A 17,108-nucleotide genomic window follows, 5' to 3' on the forward strand; every position below is an offset into this window, starting at 1 on the left:
GTTGGTGGAAGCGGTCCCGCCGCCCCCGGGCGAGTCGGCCGAACGGGCGGCCGTCGCGGCCGGTCGGTGGGCCGGCGCGACCGAGGGCGACGCGCGGCTGGCTGCGTGCGGCTCAGTCGTCGGCCGGTTCGGCGCCGTCGCCGAGGTCGAACTCGACGTTGTGGGCGGGCTGGTGGGCCAGTCCCGCCTCGTCGAGCGTCTCCCAGACGACGTCCGGCGTCATCGGCATCTCCACGTGGGAGACGCCGGCGTGGCTCATCGCGTCGACGACGGCGTTGACGATCGCCGGCGGCGACCCGACCGTGGGCGACTCGCCGACGCCCTTCGCGCCGATCGGGTGGTGCGGCGACGGCGTGACGGTGTGTCCCGTCTCGAAGTTCGGGATCTCGTTGGCCGTCGGCAGCAGGTAGTTCATGAAGTCGCCGCCGGTGACGTTGCCGTTGTCGTCGTAGGTGACCTTCTCTAACATCGCGGTGCCGATCCCCTGCGCGAGTCCGCCGTGGATCTGCCCCTCGATGATCATCGGGTTGATGCGGTTCCCGCAGTCGTCGACCGCGACGAACTTCTCGAAGTCGACCTCGCCGGTCTCGCGGTCGACCTCGACGACGACGATGTACGAGCCGAACGGGTACGTCATCTCCGGCGGGTCGTAGTAGTTCACGGCCTCCAGCCCGGGCTCCTCGTCGCCGGGGTGGTTCATGTAGGCGCCGGCCGCGATCTCCGTGATGGTGATCGAGCGGTCGGGCGCGCCGGCGACGTGGAACTCGCCGGACTCGCGGTCCCACTCGATGTCCTCCTCGGCGGCCTCCAGCTCGTTGGCGGCGATCGACTTCGCCTTGTCGCGCACCTTGCGCGCGGCGACGGCGGCGGCCGCGCCCGCGACGGGCGTCGACCGCGAGCCGTACGTCCCGAGCCCGTACGGCTCGGTGTCGGTGTCGCCGTGCTCGACCGTAATCGAGTCCACGTCCATCCCGAGCTCCTCGGCGACGATCTGCGCGAAGGTGGTCTCGTGGCCCTGCCCCTGCGTCTGGACGCCGACCCGCAACACGGCGTTGCCGGTCGGGTTCACGCGCAGGTCCGCGGAGTCGAACATCTCGATGCCGGCGATGTCGCACTGCTTGCCGGGCCCGGCGCCGACGACCTCCGTGAACGAGGAGATGCCGATGCCGATGAGCTTGTCCGCGTCCTCGTCGATCCGTCGCTGCTGCTCCTCGCGGTAGTGCTCGTAGTCGGCCATCTCCAGGGCCTTGTCGAGCGCCTTCTCGTAGTTCCCGGAGTCGTAGTTCCAGCCCGTCGCCGACTCGTACGGGAACGCGTCCGAGGGGATGAAGTTCCGCCGGCGTATCTCCGCCGGGTCCAGGTCGAGCTCGTCGGCGAGCACCTTCACCATGCGCTCGATGAGGTACACCGCCTCCGTGACGCGGAACGAGCACCGGTAGGCGACGCCGCCGGGCGCGGTGTTGGTGAACGCGGCCGTCAGCGACCCGTACGCGGCCTCGATATCGTACGAGCCGGTGAAGATGTTGAAGAAGCCGGCCGGGAACTTCGACGGCTGGGCCGCCGCGTTGTACGCGCCGTGGTTGGCGAGCACGTCGACCTTGACGCCCTCGATGACGCCGTCCTCGGTGGCGGCGAGCTCGCCGGTCATGTCGTAGTCGCGGGCGAACCCGGTCGTCTGGATGTTCTCGGAGCGCTCTTCGATCCACTTCACCGGCTGTTCGAGGACGTACGACGCCGCCGCGGCGACGACGTACCCCGGGTAGATCGGTACCTTGTTGCCGAACCCGCCGCCGACGTCGGGGCTCACGATCCGGACCTTATGCTCCGGGATCCCCGACACCTGCGAGAACAGGGTGCGGTGGGCGTGGGGCGCCTGCGACGTCATGTGGACGGTCATCTTGTCCATCCCGGGGTCCCAGTCGGCGACCGCGCCGCACGTCTCGATCGGCGCGGGGTGGAGCCGCTGGTACAGCATGTCCTCCTCGACGGTGACGTCGGCCTGGTCGAACACCTCGTCGGTGGCCTCCTCGTCGCCCGTGTCCCAGTCGAAGATGTGGTTGTCCTCCTGGTCGTCGAGCTCGTCGCGGACCAGCGGCGCGTCCGCTTCGAGCGCCTCCTCGGCGTCGACGACGGGGTCGAGCACGTCGTAGTCGACCTCGACCTTCTCGGCCCCGTCCTTCGCCGCGTAGCGGTCCTTCGCGATGACGGCCGCGACCTCCTGCGACTGGAACTTCACCTTGTCGTTGACGAGCACGTCCTGCGTGTCGTCCATCAGCGTCGGCATCGTCGCGAGGTCGTGCTCCAGTAAGTCCTCGGCCGTCAGCACGGCGACGACGTCGTCCATCGCCTCGGCGCGGGAGCCGTCGATCTCCTCGATCCGGGCGTGGGCGTGTGGGCTCCGGACGATCTCGCAGTGGAGCATGCCCGGCTTCTTGATGTCGTCGACGTAGTTGCCGCGGCCGGTGATGAAGCGCTTGTCCTCCTTGCGCGTCACCTCCTCGCCCATGCCGCCGCGGCCGTGGCCGCAGTGTTTCTCCGGGTCGGGTCCGCCGTCCTCGTCGTGCTGATACTCCGTTTCCGCGTCCGGCGTGTCTGGTTCGCTACTCATTTGGTGTCACCTCGGTCGGTCGCATCGGCGCCCGCGTCGGCGTCGCCCGTGACGTCCGCGTCGCCAGTGCCGTCCGCGTCGTCCGCGTCATCGAGGAGCGCGTCGCGGTCGAACGGGTCCGCCTCGTCGGGGCCGCCGCAGCAGTCCTCGCGGCCGCAGAACGTGTCCGCGTCGCCGCCGAACTCGGGGGCCGCGTGGCCGCCCTCGGGCGACGCCGCGGGCCCCCCGTCCGTCGCGCCGTCGACCGCGACCGCGCCGCCGTCGGCGGCGGCCCGGTTCTCCAGCTCCGCGGCCGCGTACTCGATCGAGCGGACGATGTTCTGGTAGCCGGTACAGCGACAGAGGTTGCCGCTGATCGCGTCGCGGATCGTCTCCTCGTCCGGGTCCGGATGCTCGTCGAGCAGCGCCTTGCCCGCCATCAGCATCCCCGGGGTGCAGTAGCCGCACTGCAGGCCGTGCTCCTCCCGGAACCCCTCCTGGAGCGGGTGGATGTCGTCGGCCTCGGGGAGGTCCTCCATCCCCTCGACGGTGAGGATCTCCGCCCCGTCGGCCTGCGCGGCGAACATCAGACAGGACTTGATCGGCTCGCCGTCCTTCAGCACGGTGCAGGCGCCGCAGTTGCCCGTGTCACAGCCGATGTGCGTGCCCGTCATGTCCAGGTCCTCTCGGATCGCGTGGACGAGCAGGCGCCGCGGCTCGACCTCGACCGTGTGCTCGGTGCCGTTGACCGTCAGCGTGATCTCGCGTTCGTCAGTCACTGTGTGACCCTCCGTTCGACCGTCACCGTGCCAGCGCGCTCGGCGGCGTCGCCCAGCGCGCGCTGGGTGAGGACGTCGACCATCCGCTCCTTGTAGTCGGCGCCGCCGTGTTCGTCAGACTCCGGATTCGACTGCTCGGCGGCCAGTTCGCCCGCCGTCGCGAACAGGTCGGGGCTGGGCCGCTCGCCTTCGAGGTGCTCCTCGGCGTCCGTCGCCCGCGCGTTCGTGATGTCGACGGCGGTCATTCCGATCCCGGCCGACTCGATGACGCCGTCGTCGTCGAAGACGAGCCGGACGCCGACGCCCGCCATCGCGTAGTCGCCGGTCTTGCGCTTCAGCTTGTGGTACGCGCTCCCCTCGTTCGGCCCGGGCTCGGGGACGCGGATCTCGGTGATCAGCTCCTGCTCGCCGAGCGTCGTGTCGTACGGGAGCAGGAAGAACTCGTCCGCCGGGATCGCCCGGTCTCCGTCCGGACCGGTGGCGATCACCTCGCCCTCGTGGGCGAGGAGGATGCTCCCCCAGTCGCCCTTCGGGTCGGCCTGCGCGACGGAGCCGACGACCGTGCCGCGGTTCCGGATCTGCGGGTCGGCGACCAGCGGCGCGGCGTCGGCGAAGCTGCCGTACTTCTCGTCGATCAGGTCCGAGTCCTCGACGTCGGCGTGGCGCGCGAGCGCGCCGAGCCGGAGGGAGCCGTCCTCCTCGCGGAGGTAGTCGAGCGAGTCGATGCCGTTGATGTCGACGACCACGTCGGGGTTCGCGAGCCGGAACCGCAGCATCGGTACGAGGCTCTGTCCCCCGGCGAGGATCGTCGGGTCGTCGAGGCTCTCCAACAGGCTGACCGCCTCGTCGACCGTCTCGGGTTCGTGGTGCTCGAACGGTGCGGACTTCATCCGAACATCCCCCGGATCTTGTCCGTGACCCCCGAGTCCGTCTCCTCGACATCGGTCATCTGCGACTCGATCGAGGTGAAGAAGTTGTTCACGATCTTGTTGGCGACCGGGTTGATGACGCGGCCGCCGAGCTGCGCGATCCGACCGGAGATGTCGGCCTCGGTCCACCACTCGATTTGGGAGCCGTCGCCGTCCTCTTGCGGATGGATGTGCATCCCGGAGTTCATGCTGAAGCTGCTCCCGCTCGCGGAGCCGGAGCCGGTGGCCGTCATCTCGAAGGTCTCCTCGTCGCGGTCCTCGATCGTCACCGTCGTCTCGAACTTCGGCTTCACGCTGCCGACGCCGACCTGCATCAGCGCCGCGTAGTCCTGCCCGGCCCGGAACGCCCGGGCGGCGACGTCGTCGGCCTCCGCCTCCGGCAGCGTCGGGACGTCCTCCTCCGCCTCGTAGGAGTCCCACTCGAACGAGTCGTCCATCGGGGTGATGTACTTACACCCCTTCAGCGAGTCGCGCACCGCGACCGGGTCCGAGAGGACGACCCACGCCTTCTCCGGCGGGACGCCGTCGAGCTCGAACTCGCCGTCGAACTCCATCAGCGACACCCCCCGGTCGCCGCTTCCGCCGTCGTTCGACCGTCCGTCACCGTCATCTTTTATACCCCCCTACTATGAGCATACTATTACCACGGCAATGATACTCTGTACCATCATAATAAACCTTATTGACCATGAAGGATCGCCCGGATGCGCCGATATCGACCGCGAACGACGCGGAGGAAGCGGATGAACGGTACCGACGACGAACCTGACGGCGACGGGCGTGTCGACGACGAGGGCGACGGAGACGGGCGTGTCGACGACGGGGGCGACGGGGACAACGGCCACGGTCACGGCGAGATCACCCCGCTGAGAGCCGCCGCGGAGCGCGTCCGCGACCTCCGCGAGGAGTGGCTCGACCGGTGGGACGTCGAGTCGGTCTCGCTCGATCGGGTCTCCGGTCGCACCCTCGCGGAGCCCGTCGACGCCCCCGACGACGTGCCGGCCCGGAGCCACGCCACGATGGACGGCTACGCCTTCGACGCGACCGAGGGGTACCCGTACGAGCTGGTCGACCGGGAGGTGTTCCCGGAGTCCGACCCGTCCGCGCTCGGCGACGGCGAGGCCGTCCGTATCTTCACGGGCGCGCCGCTTCCCGCCGGGGCCGACGCCGTCCTCAAGCAGGAGCAGGCGACCGTGGAGGACGGCCGGCTCGACGGCTCGCCGACCGAGCCCGGCACGTACGTCTACGAGCGCGGCAGCAACGTCGCGGCCGGCGAGCGGCTGTTCGCGGCCGGCGAGCGGCTCGGCGCGAAGGACGCGGTCCTGCTCGGCGACCTCGGGATCGACGAGGTCCCGGTCGTCGAGCGGCTCTCGGTCGGCCTGCTGGCGACAGGCACGGAGATCCACGAGGGGCGCCACACGGACCTCGACTCGCCGATGCTCGCGGGGCTCGTCCGCGGGTGGGGCGCGGAGGCGACGTACGAGGGCACCGTCCCCGACGAGTACGAGCGCGTCAGGGACCGGATCGCCGGGCTCGCCGCCGGCCACGACGTCGTGATGACGACCGGGGGCACGAGCGTCGGCGACAAGGATTACGTCGTCCGGGCGCTCCGCGAACTCGGCACCGTGCACTTCCACCGGGTCGCGCTGCGACCGGGCAAGCCGATCGCGGTCGCGACGCTCGACGACCGCGACGCCGTCGTCTTCGCGATCCCCGGCAAGCCGGTCGGCGCGCACGCCGTGACCTCGCTGGTCGCGCGCCCCTTCTTCACCGGGAACACCGCGCTCCCGACCGTCGACGCCGCGGTGACGAGCGACGTCGGCATCTCCGTCCCGGGGTTCACCTACGCCGTCCCGGTGACGCTCGACGGGGGCGAGGCGACGCCGCTCGGCCACGTCGACTCGCCGCTCGCCGTCTACGACGAGACGTTCGACCCGAGCGTGCTCTCGTCGAGCACGCGGGCGACGCGCGCCGACGGGTTCGTGCTCACCGAGTCGGCGCTGTCGGCCGGCGAGGCGGTCGACGTCGTCCCGTACCCCGTCGTCGAGCGATGACCGACGAGGGGCTCCCGCTCGCGACGCCGCCGTTCCAGGGGGAGGGCACCGCTCGGGCCCGAGTCGCCGGCGTGCTGCTCGCCGCGGGGACGAGCAGCCGCTTCGGCGACGCCAACAAGCTCCTCGCGACCGTCGACGGCGAGCCGGTGGTCCGACGCGCCGCTCGGACGCTGGTCGACGCCGGGCTGGACCCGGTGGTCGTCGTCGTCGGACACGAGGCCGGTCGAGTCCGGGCGGCCGTCGCCGATCTCCCCGTGGAAACCGTCGACAACGACGCGTACGAGGCGGGGCAGTCGACCTCGGTCCGAGCCGGGATCGACGCGCTTCGGGAGGGAGAAGACGGCACCGGAGGAGGGGCGGACGTCGACGCCGCGGTCATCGCGCTCGGCGACATGCCGTTCGTCGACCCGGAGACCGTCGAGACGCTCGTCGCGGCGCACGCCGCGGGCGCCGGCGACGCCCTCGCGGCCGCCCACGAGGGGGACCGGGGGAACCCCGTGCTGTTCGACCGGCGGTTCTTCGACCGGCTCGCCGACGTCGACGGGGACGTGGGGGGCCGCGAGATCCTGCTCGCGGACGACGCGAGCGCGCTCGTCGCCGTCGACGACCCGGGGGTCCGCCGAGACGTGGACCGGCCGACCGACCTCCCGGAGGGCGGTTCGGGGGACGGCTGATCGACCGAGCGGGAGGCGGCTGATCGACCGACCGAGGGACGGGCGACGGCCGCGACTCGCCCGGGTTCCGAGCGCGGTTCGACCGGCCGGCGTCTACTCCTCGGGCGTCGATTTCTTGACCACGATGTTCCCGTCCTCGACGTGCCACTCCACGCGGTCGCCGGCGCCGACGTCGAGGAAGTTTCGAACGGGCTTCGGGACCGTCGTCAGGTTCTTTTCCGACACTTTGGTGTCCGTGAGGTTACCCATCGATCTCCACCTTACGGCGTAGCGGGGACATAGTTTACGCTACGGTAGCGCGTAGCGGCGACGAGCGGAGATCGGGTGGCGGCCTCCGGAACGCGCTCGGAAGTCAGACGGCGGAGTTCCAGCGGTGGGCGCCCCCCTCGGAGGCCCGGTCGAAGTCCAAGTCGAACCGGTCCGATTCGATCAGTACCGGCCCCGGGACGTAGAGGTCGGTCTCGGCGTCCGCGCCGACGTCGACGGCGGCGAGCAGGTCGCGCTCACACATCGTCTCCAACACGTCGCTGACGGTGCGCTCGCGGCCCTCGATCAGGTTCGCCTCCTCGATCACGGCGTCGACGGTGACGCGCCCCTCTAACATCGCCAACCGGATCGCCGATACCCACGCCGGCTCGCGCTTCATCTCCCGACACACGATACAGTACTACATGTCAGGGGTCATTATAAAATTACTCACCTGAGCGATAGAATCAATCGGACGGCACGGCCGCGGCGGGTGCGGTTCGGGAGTCGTCCCGGTCGGTAGACGTATGCCGAATCGAGGCGAACCGACGGGCGATGACGGACTCACCGTCGACAAACGATCTGGCGACCGCCTTCGACGAGGGCGACGTCGCGCTCGCCGCGCTCGAGAACGCGTACAGCCCGCGGCTCGTGGAGCTCGACGGCGACCTCGACCTCGACGTCGTCTGACTGGACCTCGAACACGGCGGCCCCGATCCGTGGGACGCGGGCCGGATCGAGGACCTGCTCCGCGCGGCCGAGGCGACCGACACGGAGCTGCTCGTGCGGCTCCCGAGCACCGACCCGGCCCTCGTCCGGAAGGCGCTCGACCCGGGCGTGCGGAACGTGTTCCTCCCGCGCGTCGAGGGTCCGGAGGAGGTGCGGGCGGCGGTCAAGTCGGCGCGGTTCGAGTACGGCGGCGAGCCGGGGGACCGCGGGCTGGGCTCGCCGCGGGCCCGCCGCTGGGGGCTCGCCGCGGGCCCGCCGCTGGGGGCTCGCCGACGGCTACATCGCGACCGAGGACGCGGAGGCGCTCGTCGGCGCGACGATCGAGACCGAGGCGGCCGTCGCGAACCTCGACGACATCCTCGCGGTCCCGGAGCTCGGCTTCGTCTTCGTCGGGCCGTTCGACCTGTCGGTCTCGCTCGGCCATCCCGGCGAGATCGGCCATCCGGAGGTCCGGGAGGCTGTCGAGACGGTCCGGTCGAAGGCCGTCGCCGCGGACGTGCCCCTCGGCGGGCTCGGGTTCGACGCGGACGACGTCGACGAGAAGGCGGCGAACGGCTACCAGCTGCTGAATCTCGGGAGTACGACCGGAGCGCTCAAGGGAGCCGTGACGGGCTGGCTCGACGGCTACGAGACCGACCGGTAGGCGCGACCCGGGCGGCCTACGACGGGGATCCGATCACCGGGGCCCGGTGGCGTCTGGCCCGATACGTGTCGTTAGACTGATTTTTACTCATCCGCTGTCGCTCGCGGGTACGCCGCCCGACAGGCCAAATTCTTTATACCACTGTTCGTATACCCACCCGTGTCGCTCCCACGTCTTCGGATCCGTCCGCAGCACGGAGTCTGCGCGCTGGGGGCGCTCTGTTTCGGGCTCGGCCTCGCTCACCTCGCGACCGAGGGCGAGGGGCTCGGGACGGGACTGGAGGCGTTCGTGATCTGCGGTATCGCCCTCTTGGTGGTCGCGACGGCGTACAAGCTTCCGAACCGGCCGATATCCCGCTCGGGGAAGTGGCGGGCGCTGCGGTTGGCGGTCACCGTGGCCGGGTCGTTCGCCCTCCTCGCGTTCGCCGTCTGGCTGATATGGGCGGTGGAGGGACAGGAGGGGGAGCTCTCCTTCCTCCTCGCGTTCGCGACCGCGCTCGGCTCCGCGGTCGGGATCCGGGGCGGGCTGTACGCGGTCGAGGCCGACGAGCGGCTCAGCGAGGCCCGCGACCTGACGAAGCTGCTGACGATCAACCAGCGCGTGCTGCGGCACAACCTCCGCAACGAGCTCTGCGTCGCGCTCGGCAACTTGGACAGGATCGAACGGCGCGACCACGGCCCGGAGACGGCCGAGGACGTGCGAACCGCGCGGACGCACCTGAACGGTCTCCTCGAGACGACCGACCGCACGCGGGAGATCGTCTCGATCTGGAACACCGACCAGCGCGAGACGTTCCGCCTCCGGGAGCTCTTGGAGGAGCGGATCGACGCGGTCGCGGCGGCGTATCCGGACGTGTCGATCGGGACCGAGTTCGACGGCGACCCGCGCGTGTCGTCGCACCCGGCGCTTCCGACGGCGATCGAGGAGGCGCTCCGCAACGCGGCCGAGCACACGCCGACCGACGTCGCGGTCACCGTCACGCTCCGCACCGACCGGGCGGGAGCGGCGGTCGTGGAGGTCGCCGACACCGGAGCGGGGATCCCGGGGTACGAGGTGGACGCGATCGAGGGCTCGGCGGAGACGGCGCTCGTCCACACGCAGGGGCTCGGGCTCTGGATAATCTACTGGACCGTCGAGACGTCGGACGGGACGTTCGAACTGCTGGAGAACGAGCCGACCGGGACCGTCCTCCGGATCACGCTGCCGACCGCGGAGGAGGCCTGACCGACTCCGCCCCCGACCGGCGGCAAGGGCGGCGTCGCGGCAGCGTCGCGGCGCGCGGTTCGGTCGAGCGGACCAATATTGTGTTAATCACGCAAACATCTAAGTCGGCACGGACCGTACGTGGCGCCGATGGCCGAAGAGATCGAGGAGATCCGACGACGGAAGCTCGAGGAGCTTCGGAACCGAGACGGGACGGAAGCGACCGACGAGACGGAGTCGACGAGTCCCTCCGAGCCCGTTCCGGTCGCCGGGAAGGCGGAACTGAGCGAGACCGTCTCCGAGCGGTCGGTCGTGTTGGTCGACTTCTACGCCGACTGGTGCGGCCCGTGCCAGATGCTCGAACCGGTCGTCGAGTCGATCGCCGCCGAGACCGACGCGACCGTGGCGAAGGTGGACGTCGACGCGAACCAGGGGCTCGCCGCCGAGTACGGCGTCCGCGGCGTCCCGACGCTCCTGCTGTTCGCCGACGGGGAGCAGGTCGAGCGCCTCGTCGGAATGCAGGACGAGTCGCGCCTCCGCTCCGCGATCGAGGAGCACGCGTGAGCAGTCCGGACCGATGAACGGATCCGAACCGAGTCGGGGGCTCGGTCGCCGATGAGCGACGCGCCGCCGGTCGCGCACGTCCGAGACGACCGCGCCGAGCTGACCGACCTCGCGCTCGACCTCCTCGCGGTCGACAGTTCGAACCCGCCGGGCGACACGCGAGCGGTGGTCGACGCGATCGAGCGATTCCTCGACCCCCTTCCGGTCGATGTCGAGCGCTTCGCGGTCGACCCGGCGAAGCCGAACCTCCTCGTTCGCGTCGCCGGGGAGTCCGACCGGACCCTGCTGTACAACGGCCACCTCGACACGGTGCCGTTCGACGCCGGCGCGTGGACCCGCGACCCGCTCGGCGAGCTCGCGGACGACCGCGTCTACGGCCGCGGCGCGACCGATATGAAGGGCGCCGTGGCGTCGATGCTGTTCGCGGTCCGGTCGTTCGCGGTGACCGACGCCGAGCCGCCGGTCGACCTGCTGTTCGCGCTCGTGAGCGACGAGGAGGTCGGCGGCGACGCGGGACTGCCGGCGTTGTTGGAGGCCGGGCGCCTCGACGCGGACGCCTGCGTGATCGGCGAGCCCACCTGCGAGGCGGGCCGGCACTCGGTCACGGTCGCCGACCGCGGCAGCATCTGGCTGACGCTCGCGGCGAGCGGCGAGGGGGCTCACGGCTCCCGGCCGACCCTCGGTGTCAACGCGATCGACCGCCTCTACGGCGCCGTAGAGAAACTGCGCGACCGCTTCGGCTCCGAGCGGCTGGACGTCGGCGCCGACGTCGAGCCGATCGTCGAGGAGTCTGTCGACTACTACGCCCCGGCGATGGGCGAGGAGGCCGCCCGAGAGCTGTTCCGCTACCCCTCGATCAACCTCGGCGTCCTCGAGGGCGGCGACGCGATAAACAGCGTCCCGGAGTCGGCTCGGGCCGAGGTCGACGTGCGCCTGACCGCGGGCGTCTCGACGCCCGACGTGCTCTCCCGGATCCGGGCCTGCGTCGCCGGCTGCGAGGGCATAACGATCACCGACGTCTCGTGGAGCGTCGGCACCGCGGAGCCCTCCGGCAGCCCGCTGGTCGAGGCGGTGGCGTCGACGGCGGCCGACGTCACGGGCGAGCCCGTCTTCCGGCGGAGCGCGACGGGCGGCGGGGACGCGAAGACGCTCCGAAACGCCGGGATTCCGACCGTCGAGTTCGCGCTCGGAACCGACACCGTCCACGCCGCAGACGAGTACGTGCCCGTCGACGCGCTCGTCGGCAACGCCGTCGTCTACGCGCGGCTCCCGTCGGCGTGGGCGGCGGCGTCGGAGCGGTGAGGCGAATCGGGGTGAAGTCGGGTGACACGAGGTGATCTGACGCGGGCGTCCGCGTCGTACGAGTCGTCCGCGGCGCGCCTTGTCGACCGGTTTTTCACGGACTTGGAATTGGAGCGCAATACTAATGCCAACCGGCTCCAACTTACATCTATGACGGAGATAGAACCAGACGAGACCGTCGATTCCAGAGGCGCCGCCTGCCCCGGTCCTCTGATGGACCTCATCGGCGCGATCCGGGGCGTCGACTCCGGCGCGGTGATACGGCTCTTGAGCGACAACGAGCAGTCGCACACCGACGTCCCGGAGTGGGCCGAGGAGTCCGGGAACGAGCTGCTCGCCGTCGAAGAGCGCGACGACCACGCCGCGTTCTACGTGGAGAAAGCATGACGGAACGCATCGTCATCGTCGGCGGCGGGACCGGCGGTTCGGTCCTCGCGAACGACCTCGCCGACCGCCTCGAACCGGAGCTCGACGCCGGCGACGTGGAGGTCACCCTCGTCAACGACGGCCCCGAGCAGGTGTATAAGCCGGTGTGGCTGTACGTCCCCTTCGGTCAGCGCGAGCCGGCGGACGGCCGCCGGCGCCTCGACGAGCTGGTCGACGACGCGGTCGACCTCCGGATCGACCGCGTGAGCGACGTCGACACCGACGCCAAGCGGCTCCGGTTCGACGACGGCCCGTCGATGGAGTACGACTACCTCGTGTTAGCGACGGGGTCGACGCTGGAGCCCGAACGGATCCCCGGCCTCGCGGAGGGCGGACACGACTACTACAGCGAGTCGGGCGCGACCGAGCTCCGGGACGAGCTGCTGTCGTTCACCGAGGGCGAGATCGTGTTGAGCGTCGTCGGCACGCCCCACATGTGCCCCGCGGCGCCCCTCGAGTTCGTCTTCATGATCGACGACTGGTTCCGGAAGCGCGGGCTCCGCGAGGACGTCGAGGTCACCTACACGTACCCGATCCAGCGCGTCCACGGCAACCCCCACATCGCGGAGTGGGCGAGGCCGATCATGGACGAGCGCGGCATCGACGTGGAGACGTTCTTCAACGCCGAGTCGGTCGACCCCGACGCGGGGACGATCACCTCGATGGAGGGGACCGAGCTCGGCTACGACCTCCTCGTGTCGATCCCGCCGCACGCCGGCGTCGACCTGATCGAGGAGGCTGGGCTCGGCGACGACGGCTGGGTCGACGTGAATAAACACACGCTCGAGGCCGAGGCCGCGGACGACGTCTACGCGCTCGGCGACACCGCGGCCACCGGCGTTCCGAACGCCGGCAGCGTGGCGCACTACCAGGCCGGGGTCGTCGGGGAGCGGCTCGCCAGCGACGTCCGCGGGCGGCCGGCGACCGCCACCTACGACGGCAAGACGCTGTGCTTCATCGAGACGGGCATGGACGCGGCCTCGTTCGTCGAGTTCGACTACGAGAACCCGCCGTCGCCGGCGCCGCCCTCGCAGAAGCTCCACTGGTCGAAGCTGGCGTACAACGAGTCGTACTGGCTCACCGCACGGGGGTTGCTCTGACCATGTCCGAAGAGCAGTTCTCCGAGCGGAGCGACCTCGAGGCGGCGATCGAGGAGAACCCGGAGGCCGTCGCCGAGTTCGTCGAGCGGCTCGACGCCGTCAACGAGCTGCTCGACGTGCTCTCGCTCGGGGAGAACGCGCTCGACGACGAGATGGTCCGCGAGCTGTCTGCGACGGGCGCGACCCTCGCGGAGTCCGCGGACGGGATCGCGACCGACGAGACGGTCGGGCTGGCCGCGGCGGTCGGCGAGAACGGCGACGAACTGCGCGAGGCGCTCGAGACGCTGACCGAGCTCCAGCGGAGCGGCGCGTTGGACGATCTGGCGGAGCTGGCGCAGGTCGGGTCGCTCGCGACGGCCGCCCTCGACGACGAGATGGTGACCTCGCTGGCCGGCACCGGGGCCGCGCTCGGCGAGGTCGCGCAGACGGCCGCGGACGACGACGCCCGCGACGGCGTGAAGACGATGCTCGACGGAGTCGGCGCCGCCCACCGGAGCGATCCCGAGCCGGTCGGCGCGCTCGGACTGGCACGGAGCATCCGCGACCCCGAGATCCAGTACGGGCTGGGCTACGTGCTCGCCGTCTCCAAAGCGATCGGTCGGGAGCGCGCCGGCGGAGAGCGCGCCGACGGAGAGCGCTGAGGGGGCGCAGGCTCCGGCGACAGTTCTCGTATGCACGACCCGGCCGCGTACGGGTTCGGCTCCGACTGATCGAACTCGATTCGGACGACTCGGTTCAGCGGAGCCTACCGGAGCGCGGGAGCGGGACGCAAAAGGGGGACGACGGGTATCGGGGGACGGAACGCCGGTCCGGAGAGCAGATCAGACGAGCAGTTGGATGTCGGCCTCGACCATGTCCTGCAGGGCCGTCGCGGCGCCGACGCCGGTGGTGACGCCGTCGTAGAAGTCGTCCTCGTCGTAGCCCATCAACTCGATGGTCATCTGACAGGCCTGGAACTCGACGCCCATGTCGAGGCTCGTCTCCAAGAGCTCCCGGACCGAGGCGGTGTCGTTGTCCTCGATCCGCTTTTCCATCATCCGCGTCGTCACGCGGTCCATCCCGGGGAGCGCGCCGACGACGTTCGGGACCGGCATGTTGGGGTTGCCGACGGAACTCATCTTGAGGCTCTTCGACCGCTCCTCATGCAGGATGTCGAGCCCCCAGAACGTGTGGAAGACGGTCACGTCGTAGCCGAAGGCGGCGGCGGTGCTGGCGAGGATCAGCGGCGGGTACGCCATGTCGAGGCTCCCCTTCGTGGCGATGATGCTCATCTTCTTCGCGTCGTCCTCGGCCGTGGCCTCGGCGAGCGCCTCTTCCAACTCGTCGACGCGCGCGGCCAGCTCGGCGCGCGAGGGCGCGTCGTCCGCCGCCGCGTCCGCGCCGTCCGGGGACGATGTGTCGGTACTCATCGTCACTCCGTCTTGCGGACGTAGTGTTTGTACACGTCGTCGCCTTCCTCCTGACCGACGAGTTCGACGCCGGCGGTACCCGAGGCCCAGCCGTCGATGTCGCTCATGCTTCCCGGGTCGGTCGCCAGCACTTCGAGGACCTGCTCTTCGGCCAGTTCGTCGATCGCGCCCTTCGTCTTCACGACCGGCATGGGACACGATGCGCCTTTCACGTCTAACGTCTCCGCGATATCGTATTCGGCACTCATTGGTTATCTGCTCCGTTGGTCTGTATTGGAGCTATTGCACAATACCTCCGCCACCGTTAAAAGAATGTTGTTTTTTGTGTTTGACGCGAACAACCAGTTACGCCGATAATCCCGCGGTGACACATGAGCCGCTTGCTAAACGTGTGAAGCGCATTATTTCGGTTTGTCTCCCGACTCTATATTGTGTGGTTATTAAATTACTATGCGAACTCTTTTGTATTCCCGTCCGGTACAGTGAGGTGTACAACATGGACGCAGACGATTTCCCGACCCCGGATGTCGAAGTCGAGACGATCGAACCGGAAGCGCTGAAAGGACGCATCGACGCGGGCGAAGACCTGACGCTGCTCGACACGCGGATGGGCTCCGACTACGAGGAGTGGCGCATCGACGGCGAGAACGTCACCTCCATCAACGTCCCGTACTACGAGTTCCTCGACGACGAGATCGACGAGGACGTCCTCGACCGGATCCCCGAGGACCGCGAGGTGACCGTCCTGTGCGCGAAGGGCGGCGCCAGCGAGTACGTCGCGGGGGAGCTCGCGGAGCGCGGCTACGACGTGAACCACCTCGAAGACGGCATGAACGGCTGGGCCGGTATCTACGAGACCGTCGAAGTCACCGGCTACGACGGCGCCGGCACGCTCCTGCAGTACCAGCGCCCCTCGTCCGGCTGTCTCGGGTACCTGCTCTACGACGACGGCGAGGCGGCGGTCATCGACCCGCTCCGCGCGTTCACCGACCGCTACCTCGACGACGCCGACGACCTCGGCGTCGAGCTGCGGTACGCGTTCGACACCCACGTCCACGCCGACCACATCTCGGGCGTGCGCGACCTCGACGAGGCGGGCGTCGAGGGCGTCATCCCCGCGGCCGCGGTCGACCGCGGCGTCACCTACGCCGACGAGCTGACCCAGGCCGAGGACGGCGACACCTTCGCGGTCGGCGACGCGGTGATCGAGACCGTCGCCACGCCCGGCCACACGACCGGGATGACCTCGTACCTCGTCGACGAGAGCCTGCTCGCGACCGGCGACGGGCTGTTCATCGAGAGCGTCGCTCGCCCGGACCTCGAAGAGGGCGACGACGGCGCGCCGGACGCGGCACGGATGCTCTACGAATCGCTTCAGGAGCGCGTCCTGCCGCTCCCCGACGACACGCTGATCGGGGGCGCCCACTTCAGCGACGCCGCGGTGCCGGCCGACGACGGCACGTACACCGCGCCGATCGGCGATCTCGTCGAGGAGATGGACGCGCTCACGATGGAGGAGGACGCGTTCGTCGAACTCATCCTCTCGGACATGCCGCCGCGGCCGGCCAACTACGAGGACATCATCGCGACGAACCTCGGGCAGAAGGCCGTCGACGACGACGAGGCGTTCACCCTCGAACTCGGCCCGAACAACTGCGCCGCGAGCCAGGAATCGCTCGCGGATGACTGAGACCGCCATCGATGCCTGACCCACTCGTCGCACAGGCGGCCGCCGACCTCTTCCCGAACGGGATCGGCCGGTACGCCGTCGGCGGACTGCTCGTCGGCCTCGGCGCGGTCGTGATATACGTCGGGACGGGGATCGCGGCCGGCGCGAGCACCTTCCTCGAGTCGACGCTGTCGTACGTGTCGGGGCAGTCGCGGTTCCGGCGGTACGTGAGCTCTCGCGACTGGCGCGTCGTGTTCACGCTCGGGATCGTCCTCGGCGGCGCGGCGTTCGCGGCGACGGTCCAGTCGGGCGTCATCACGACGTCGCTCTACCAGCCCGGAACCACCGGGCGGACGTACGAGCTCGCGGGCGTGACCCTGTGGCTGACCGACGTCCAGCCGTGGCGACTGTTCTTCGGCGGGATACTCGTCGGCATCGGAACCCGAATCGGGAAGGGGTGCACCTCGGGGCACGGCGTCTGCGGCGTCGGGTCGGCGTCGAAGACGTCGCTCGTCGGCGTGGCGACGTTCCTCGCGGTCGCCATCCTGACCGCACAGCTCGTCGCGGCGCTGGGGGTGAGTCCGTGATGTGCGAGACGCGAGGCGCGAACGGAGTGAGCGCCTCGGAGGGCGAACGGCGAACGGACGTGAGCCGCGAGACGCTCGCGTCTCGAACCGCGCGAACGGGAGCGACCGGAGGGAGCGACGCGTGAGCGACGAGAGACATCCCCTGTTCATGCCGCTGATCCTCGTCGGCGGCCTGATCTTCGGGTTCGGGCTCGGCTTCAGCCACAT

18 protein-coding genes and 2 pseudogenes are annotated in these 17,108 nt (G+C 69.9%); 12 read left to right on the top strand and 8 right to left on the bottom strand.

Going from position 1 to position 17,108, the window contains the following annotated elements; all coding sequences use genetic code 11:
- Positions 1-112: 112 nt before the first annotated feature.
- Genes DJ74_RS01250 through DJ74_RS01265 form a run of 4 tightly spaced genes read right to left on the bottom strand, consistent with a single transcriptional unit; the run spans position 113 to position 4,849 of the window.
- Positions 113-2,608: an aerobic carbon-monoxide dehydrogenase large subunit gene (locus DJ74_RS01250; RefSeq protein ID WP_094526052.1), complete on the bottom strand. Its 2,496-nt coding sequence runs from the start codon at positions 2,606-2,608 to the stop codon at positions 113-115.
- Positions 2,605-3,366, bottom strand: coding sequence for a (2Fe-2S)-binding protein (locus DJ74_RS19830; protein WP_094524194.1), 762 nt, complete (start codon positions 3,364-3,366; stop codon positions 2,605-2,607). Before DJ74_RS19830 ends, DJ74_RS01250 begins: the two co-directional genes overlap by 4 nt.
- On the bottom strand, positions 3,363-4,256 hold the full coding sequence (locus tag DJ74_RS01260) for a xanthine dehydrogenase family protein subunit M (protein WP_094524193.1): 894 nt from the start codon (positions 4,254-4,256) through the stop codon (positions 3,363-3,365). Before DJ74_RS01260 ends, DJ74_RS19830 begins: the two co-directional genes overlap by 4 nt.
- Positions 4,253-4,849 (bottom strand): CoxG family protein, encoded by a 597-nt coding sequence (locus DJ74_RS01265; protein WP_094526063.1) that lies wholly within the window; start codon positions 4,847-4,849, stop codon positions 4,253-4,255. The genes DJ74_RS01260 and DJ74_RS01265 overlap by 4 nt, the downstream gene beginning before the upstream one ends.
- A 189-nt stretch (positions 4,850-5,038) precedes the next feature.
- Between DJ74_RS01265 and DJ74_RS01270 the strand changes: the two genes are divergently transcribed.
- A complete protein-coding gene (locus DJ74_RS01270) occupies positions 5,039-6,349 on the top strand; it encodes a molybdopterin molybdotransferase MoeA (RefSeq protein ID WP_094526053.1) in 1,311 nt (436 codons plus the stop codon).
- Entirely contained in the window at positions 6,346-7,023 is a 678-nt protein-coding gene (locus DJ74_RS01275; protein WP_094526054.1) for an NTP transferase domain-containing protein, read from the top strand. Before DJ74_RS01270 ends, DJ74_RS01275 begins: the two co-directional genes overlap by 4 nt.
- A gap of 93 nt (positions 7,024-7,116) precedes the next feature.
- Here the strand turns inward: DJ74_RS01275 and DJ74_RS18485 are convergent, their stop codons facing one another.
- Together DJ74_RS18485 and DJ74_RS01280 are read right to left on the bottom strand one after the other, a co-directional pair.
- Positions 7,117-7,272, bottom strand: a complete 156-nt coding sequence (locus tag DJ74_RS18485) for an AbrB/MazE/SpoVT family DNA-binding domain-containing protein (RefSeq protein ID WP_141212549.1) — start codon at positions 7,270-7,272, stop codon at positions 7,117-7,119.
- A gap of 103 nt (positions 7,273-7,375) precedes the next feature.
- On the bottom strand, positions 7,376-7,669 hold the full coding sequence (locus DJ74_RS01280; protein ID WP_198948045.1) for a hypothetical protein: 294 nt from the start codon (positions 7,667-7,669) through the stop codon (positions 7,376-7,378).
- Positions 7,670-7,824: 155 nt separating this feature from the next.
- Between DJ74_RS01280 and DJ74_RS01285 the strand changes: the two are divergent.
- From DJ74_RS01285 to DJ74_RS01315, 7 genes and pseudogenes are all read left to right on the top strand, one after another.
- A pseudogene (locus DJ74_RS01285) lies at positions 7,825-8,641 on the top strand (HpcH/HpaI aldolase/citrate lyase family protein).
- A 159-nt stretch (positions 8,642-8,800) separates the two neighbouring features.
- Positions 8,801-9,865, top strand: coding sequence for a HAMP domain-containing sensor histidine kinase (locus DJ74_RS01290; RefSeq protein WP_254922115.1), 1,065 nt, complete (start codon positions 8,801-8,803; stop codon positions 9,863-9,865).
- Between the two features lie 129 nt (positions 9,866-9,994).
- Positions 9,995-10,408, top strand: coding sequence for a thioredoxin (trxA, locus tag DJ74_RS01295; RefSeq protein ID WP_094526056.1), 414 nt, complete (start codon positions 9,995-9,997; stop codon positions 10,406-10,408).
- Between the two features lie 51 nt (positions 10,409-10,459).
- On the top strand, positions 10,460-11,710 hold the full coding sequence (locus tag DJ74_RS01300; RefSeq protein ID WP_094526057.1) for a M20 family metallopeptidase: 1,251 nt from the start codon (positions 10,460-10,462) through the stop codon (positions 11,708-11,710).
- A 150-nt stretch (positions 11,711-11,860) separates the two neighbouring features.
- Positions 11,861-12,097 (top strand): sulfurtransferase TusA family protein, encoded by a 237-nt coding sequence (locus DJ74_RS01305; protein ID WP_094524188.1) that lies wholly within the window; start codon positions 11,861-11,863, stop codon positions 12,095-12,097.
- Positions 12,094-13,236 (top strand): NAD(P)/FAD-dependent oxidoreductase, encoded by a 1,143-nt coding sequence (locus DJ74_RS01310; RefSeq protein WP_094524187.1) that lies wholly within the window; start codon positions 12,094-12,096, stop codon positions 13,234-13,236. The genes DJ74_RS01305 and DJ74_RS01310 overlap by 4 nt, the downstream gene beginning before the upstream one ends.
- A 2-nt stretch (positions 13,237-13,238) precedes the next feature.
- Entirely contained in the window at positions 13,239-13,877 is a 639-nt protein-coding gene (locus tag DJ74_RS01315; RefSeq protein ID WP_094526058.1) for a DUF1641 domain-containing protein, read from the top strand.
- Between the two features lie 180 nt (positions 13,878-14,057).
- On the opposite strand, the gene DJ74_RS01320 is transcribed toward DJ74_RS01315, so the two are convergent.
- Both DJ74_RS01320 and DJ74_RS01325 read right to left on the bottom strand, forming a co-directional pair.
- The gene (locus DJ74_RS01320) at positions 14,058-14,645 is read right to left on the bottom strand and encodes a DsrE/DsrF/DrsH-like family protein (RefSeq protein WP_094526059.1); all 588 of its coding nucleotides are present in this window, start codon (positions 14,643-14,645) and stop codon (positions 14,058-14,060) included.
- Positions 14,646-14,647: 2 nt separating this feature from the next.
- Positions 14,648-14,893 (bottom strand): sulfurtransferase TusA family protein, encoded by a 246-nt coding sequence (locus tag DJ74_RS01325; protein WP_094526060.1) that lies wholly within the window; start codon positions 14,891-14,893, stop codon positions 14,648-14,650.
- A gap of 248 nt (positions 14,894-15,141) precedes the next feature.
- Between DJ74_RS01325 and DJ74_RS01330 the strand changes: the two genes are divergently transcribed.
- The 3 genes and pseudogenes from DJ74_RS01330 to DJ74_RS19375 all read left to right on the top strand — a co-directional run.
- Positions 15,142-16,335, top strand: coding sequence for an MBL fold metallo-hydrolase (locus DJ74_RS01330; RefSeq protein ID WP_094526065.1), 1,194 nt, complete (start codon positions 15,142-15,144; stop codon positions 16,333-16,335).
- An 11-nt stretch (positions 16,336-16,346) separates the two neighbouring features.
- Positions 16,347-16,901: a YeeE/YedE family protein gene (locus DJ74_RS01335; protein WP_094526061.1), complete on the top strand. Its 555-nt coding sequence runs from the start codon at positions 16,347-16,349 to the stop codon at positions 16,899-16,901.
- Position 16,902: 1 nt separating this feature from the next.
- Positions 16,903-17,108 (top strand): annotated as a pseudogene (locus tag DJ74_RS19375) (hypothetical protein); the annotation flags it as partial.

Origin of the sequence: Halorubrum sp. Ea8 (assembly GCF_002252925.1) — an archaeon.
Taxonomy (GTDB): Archaea; Halobacteriota; Halobacteria; order Halobacteriales; family Haloferacaceae; genus Halorubrum.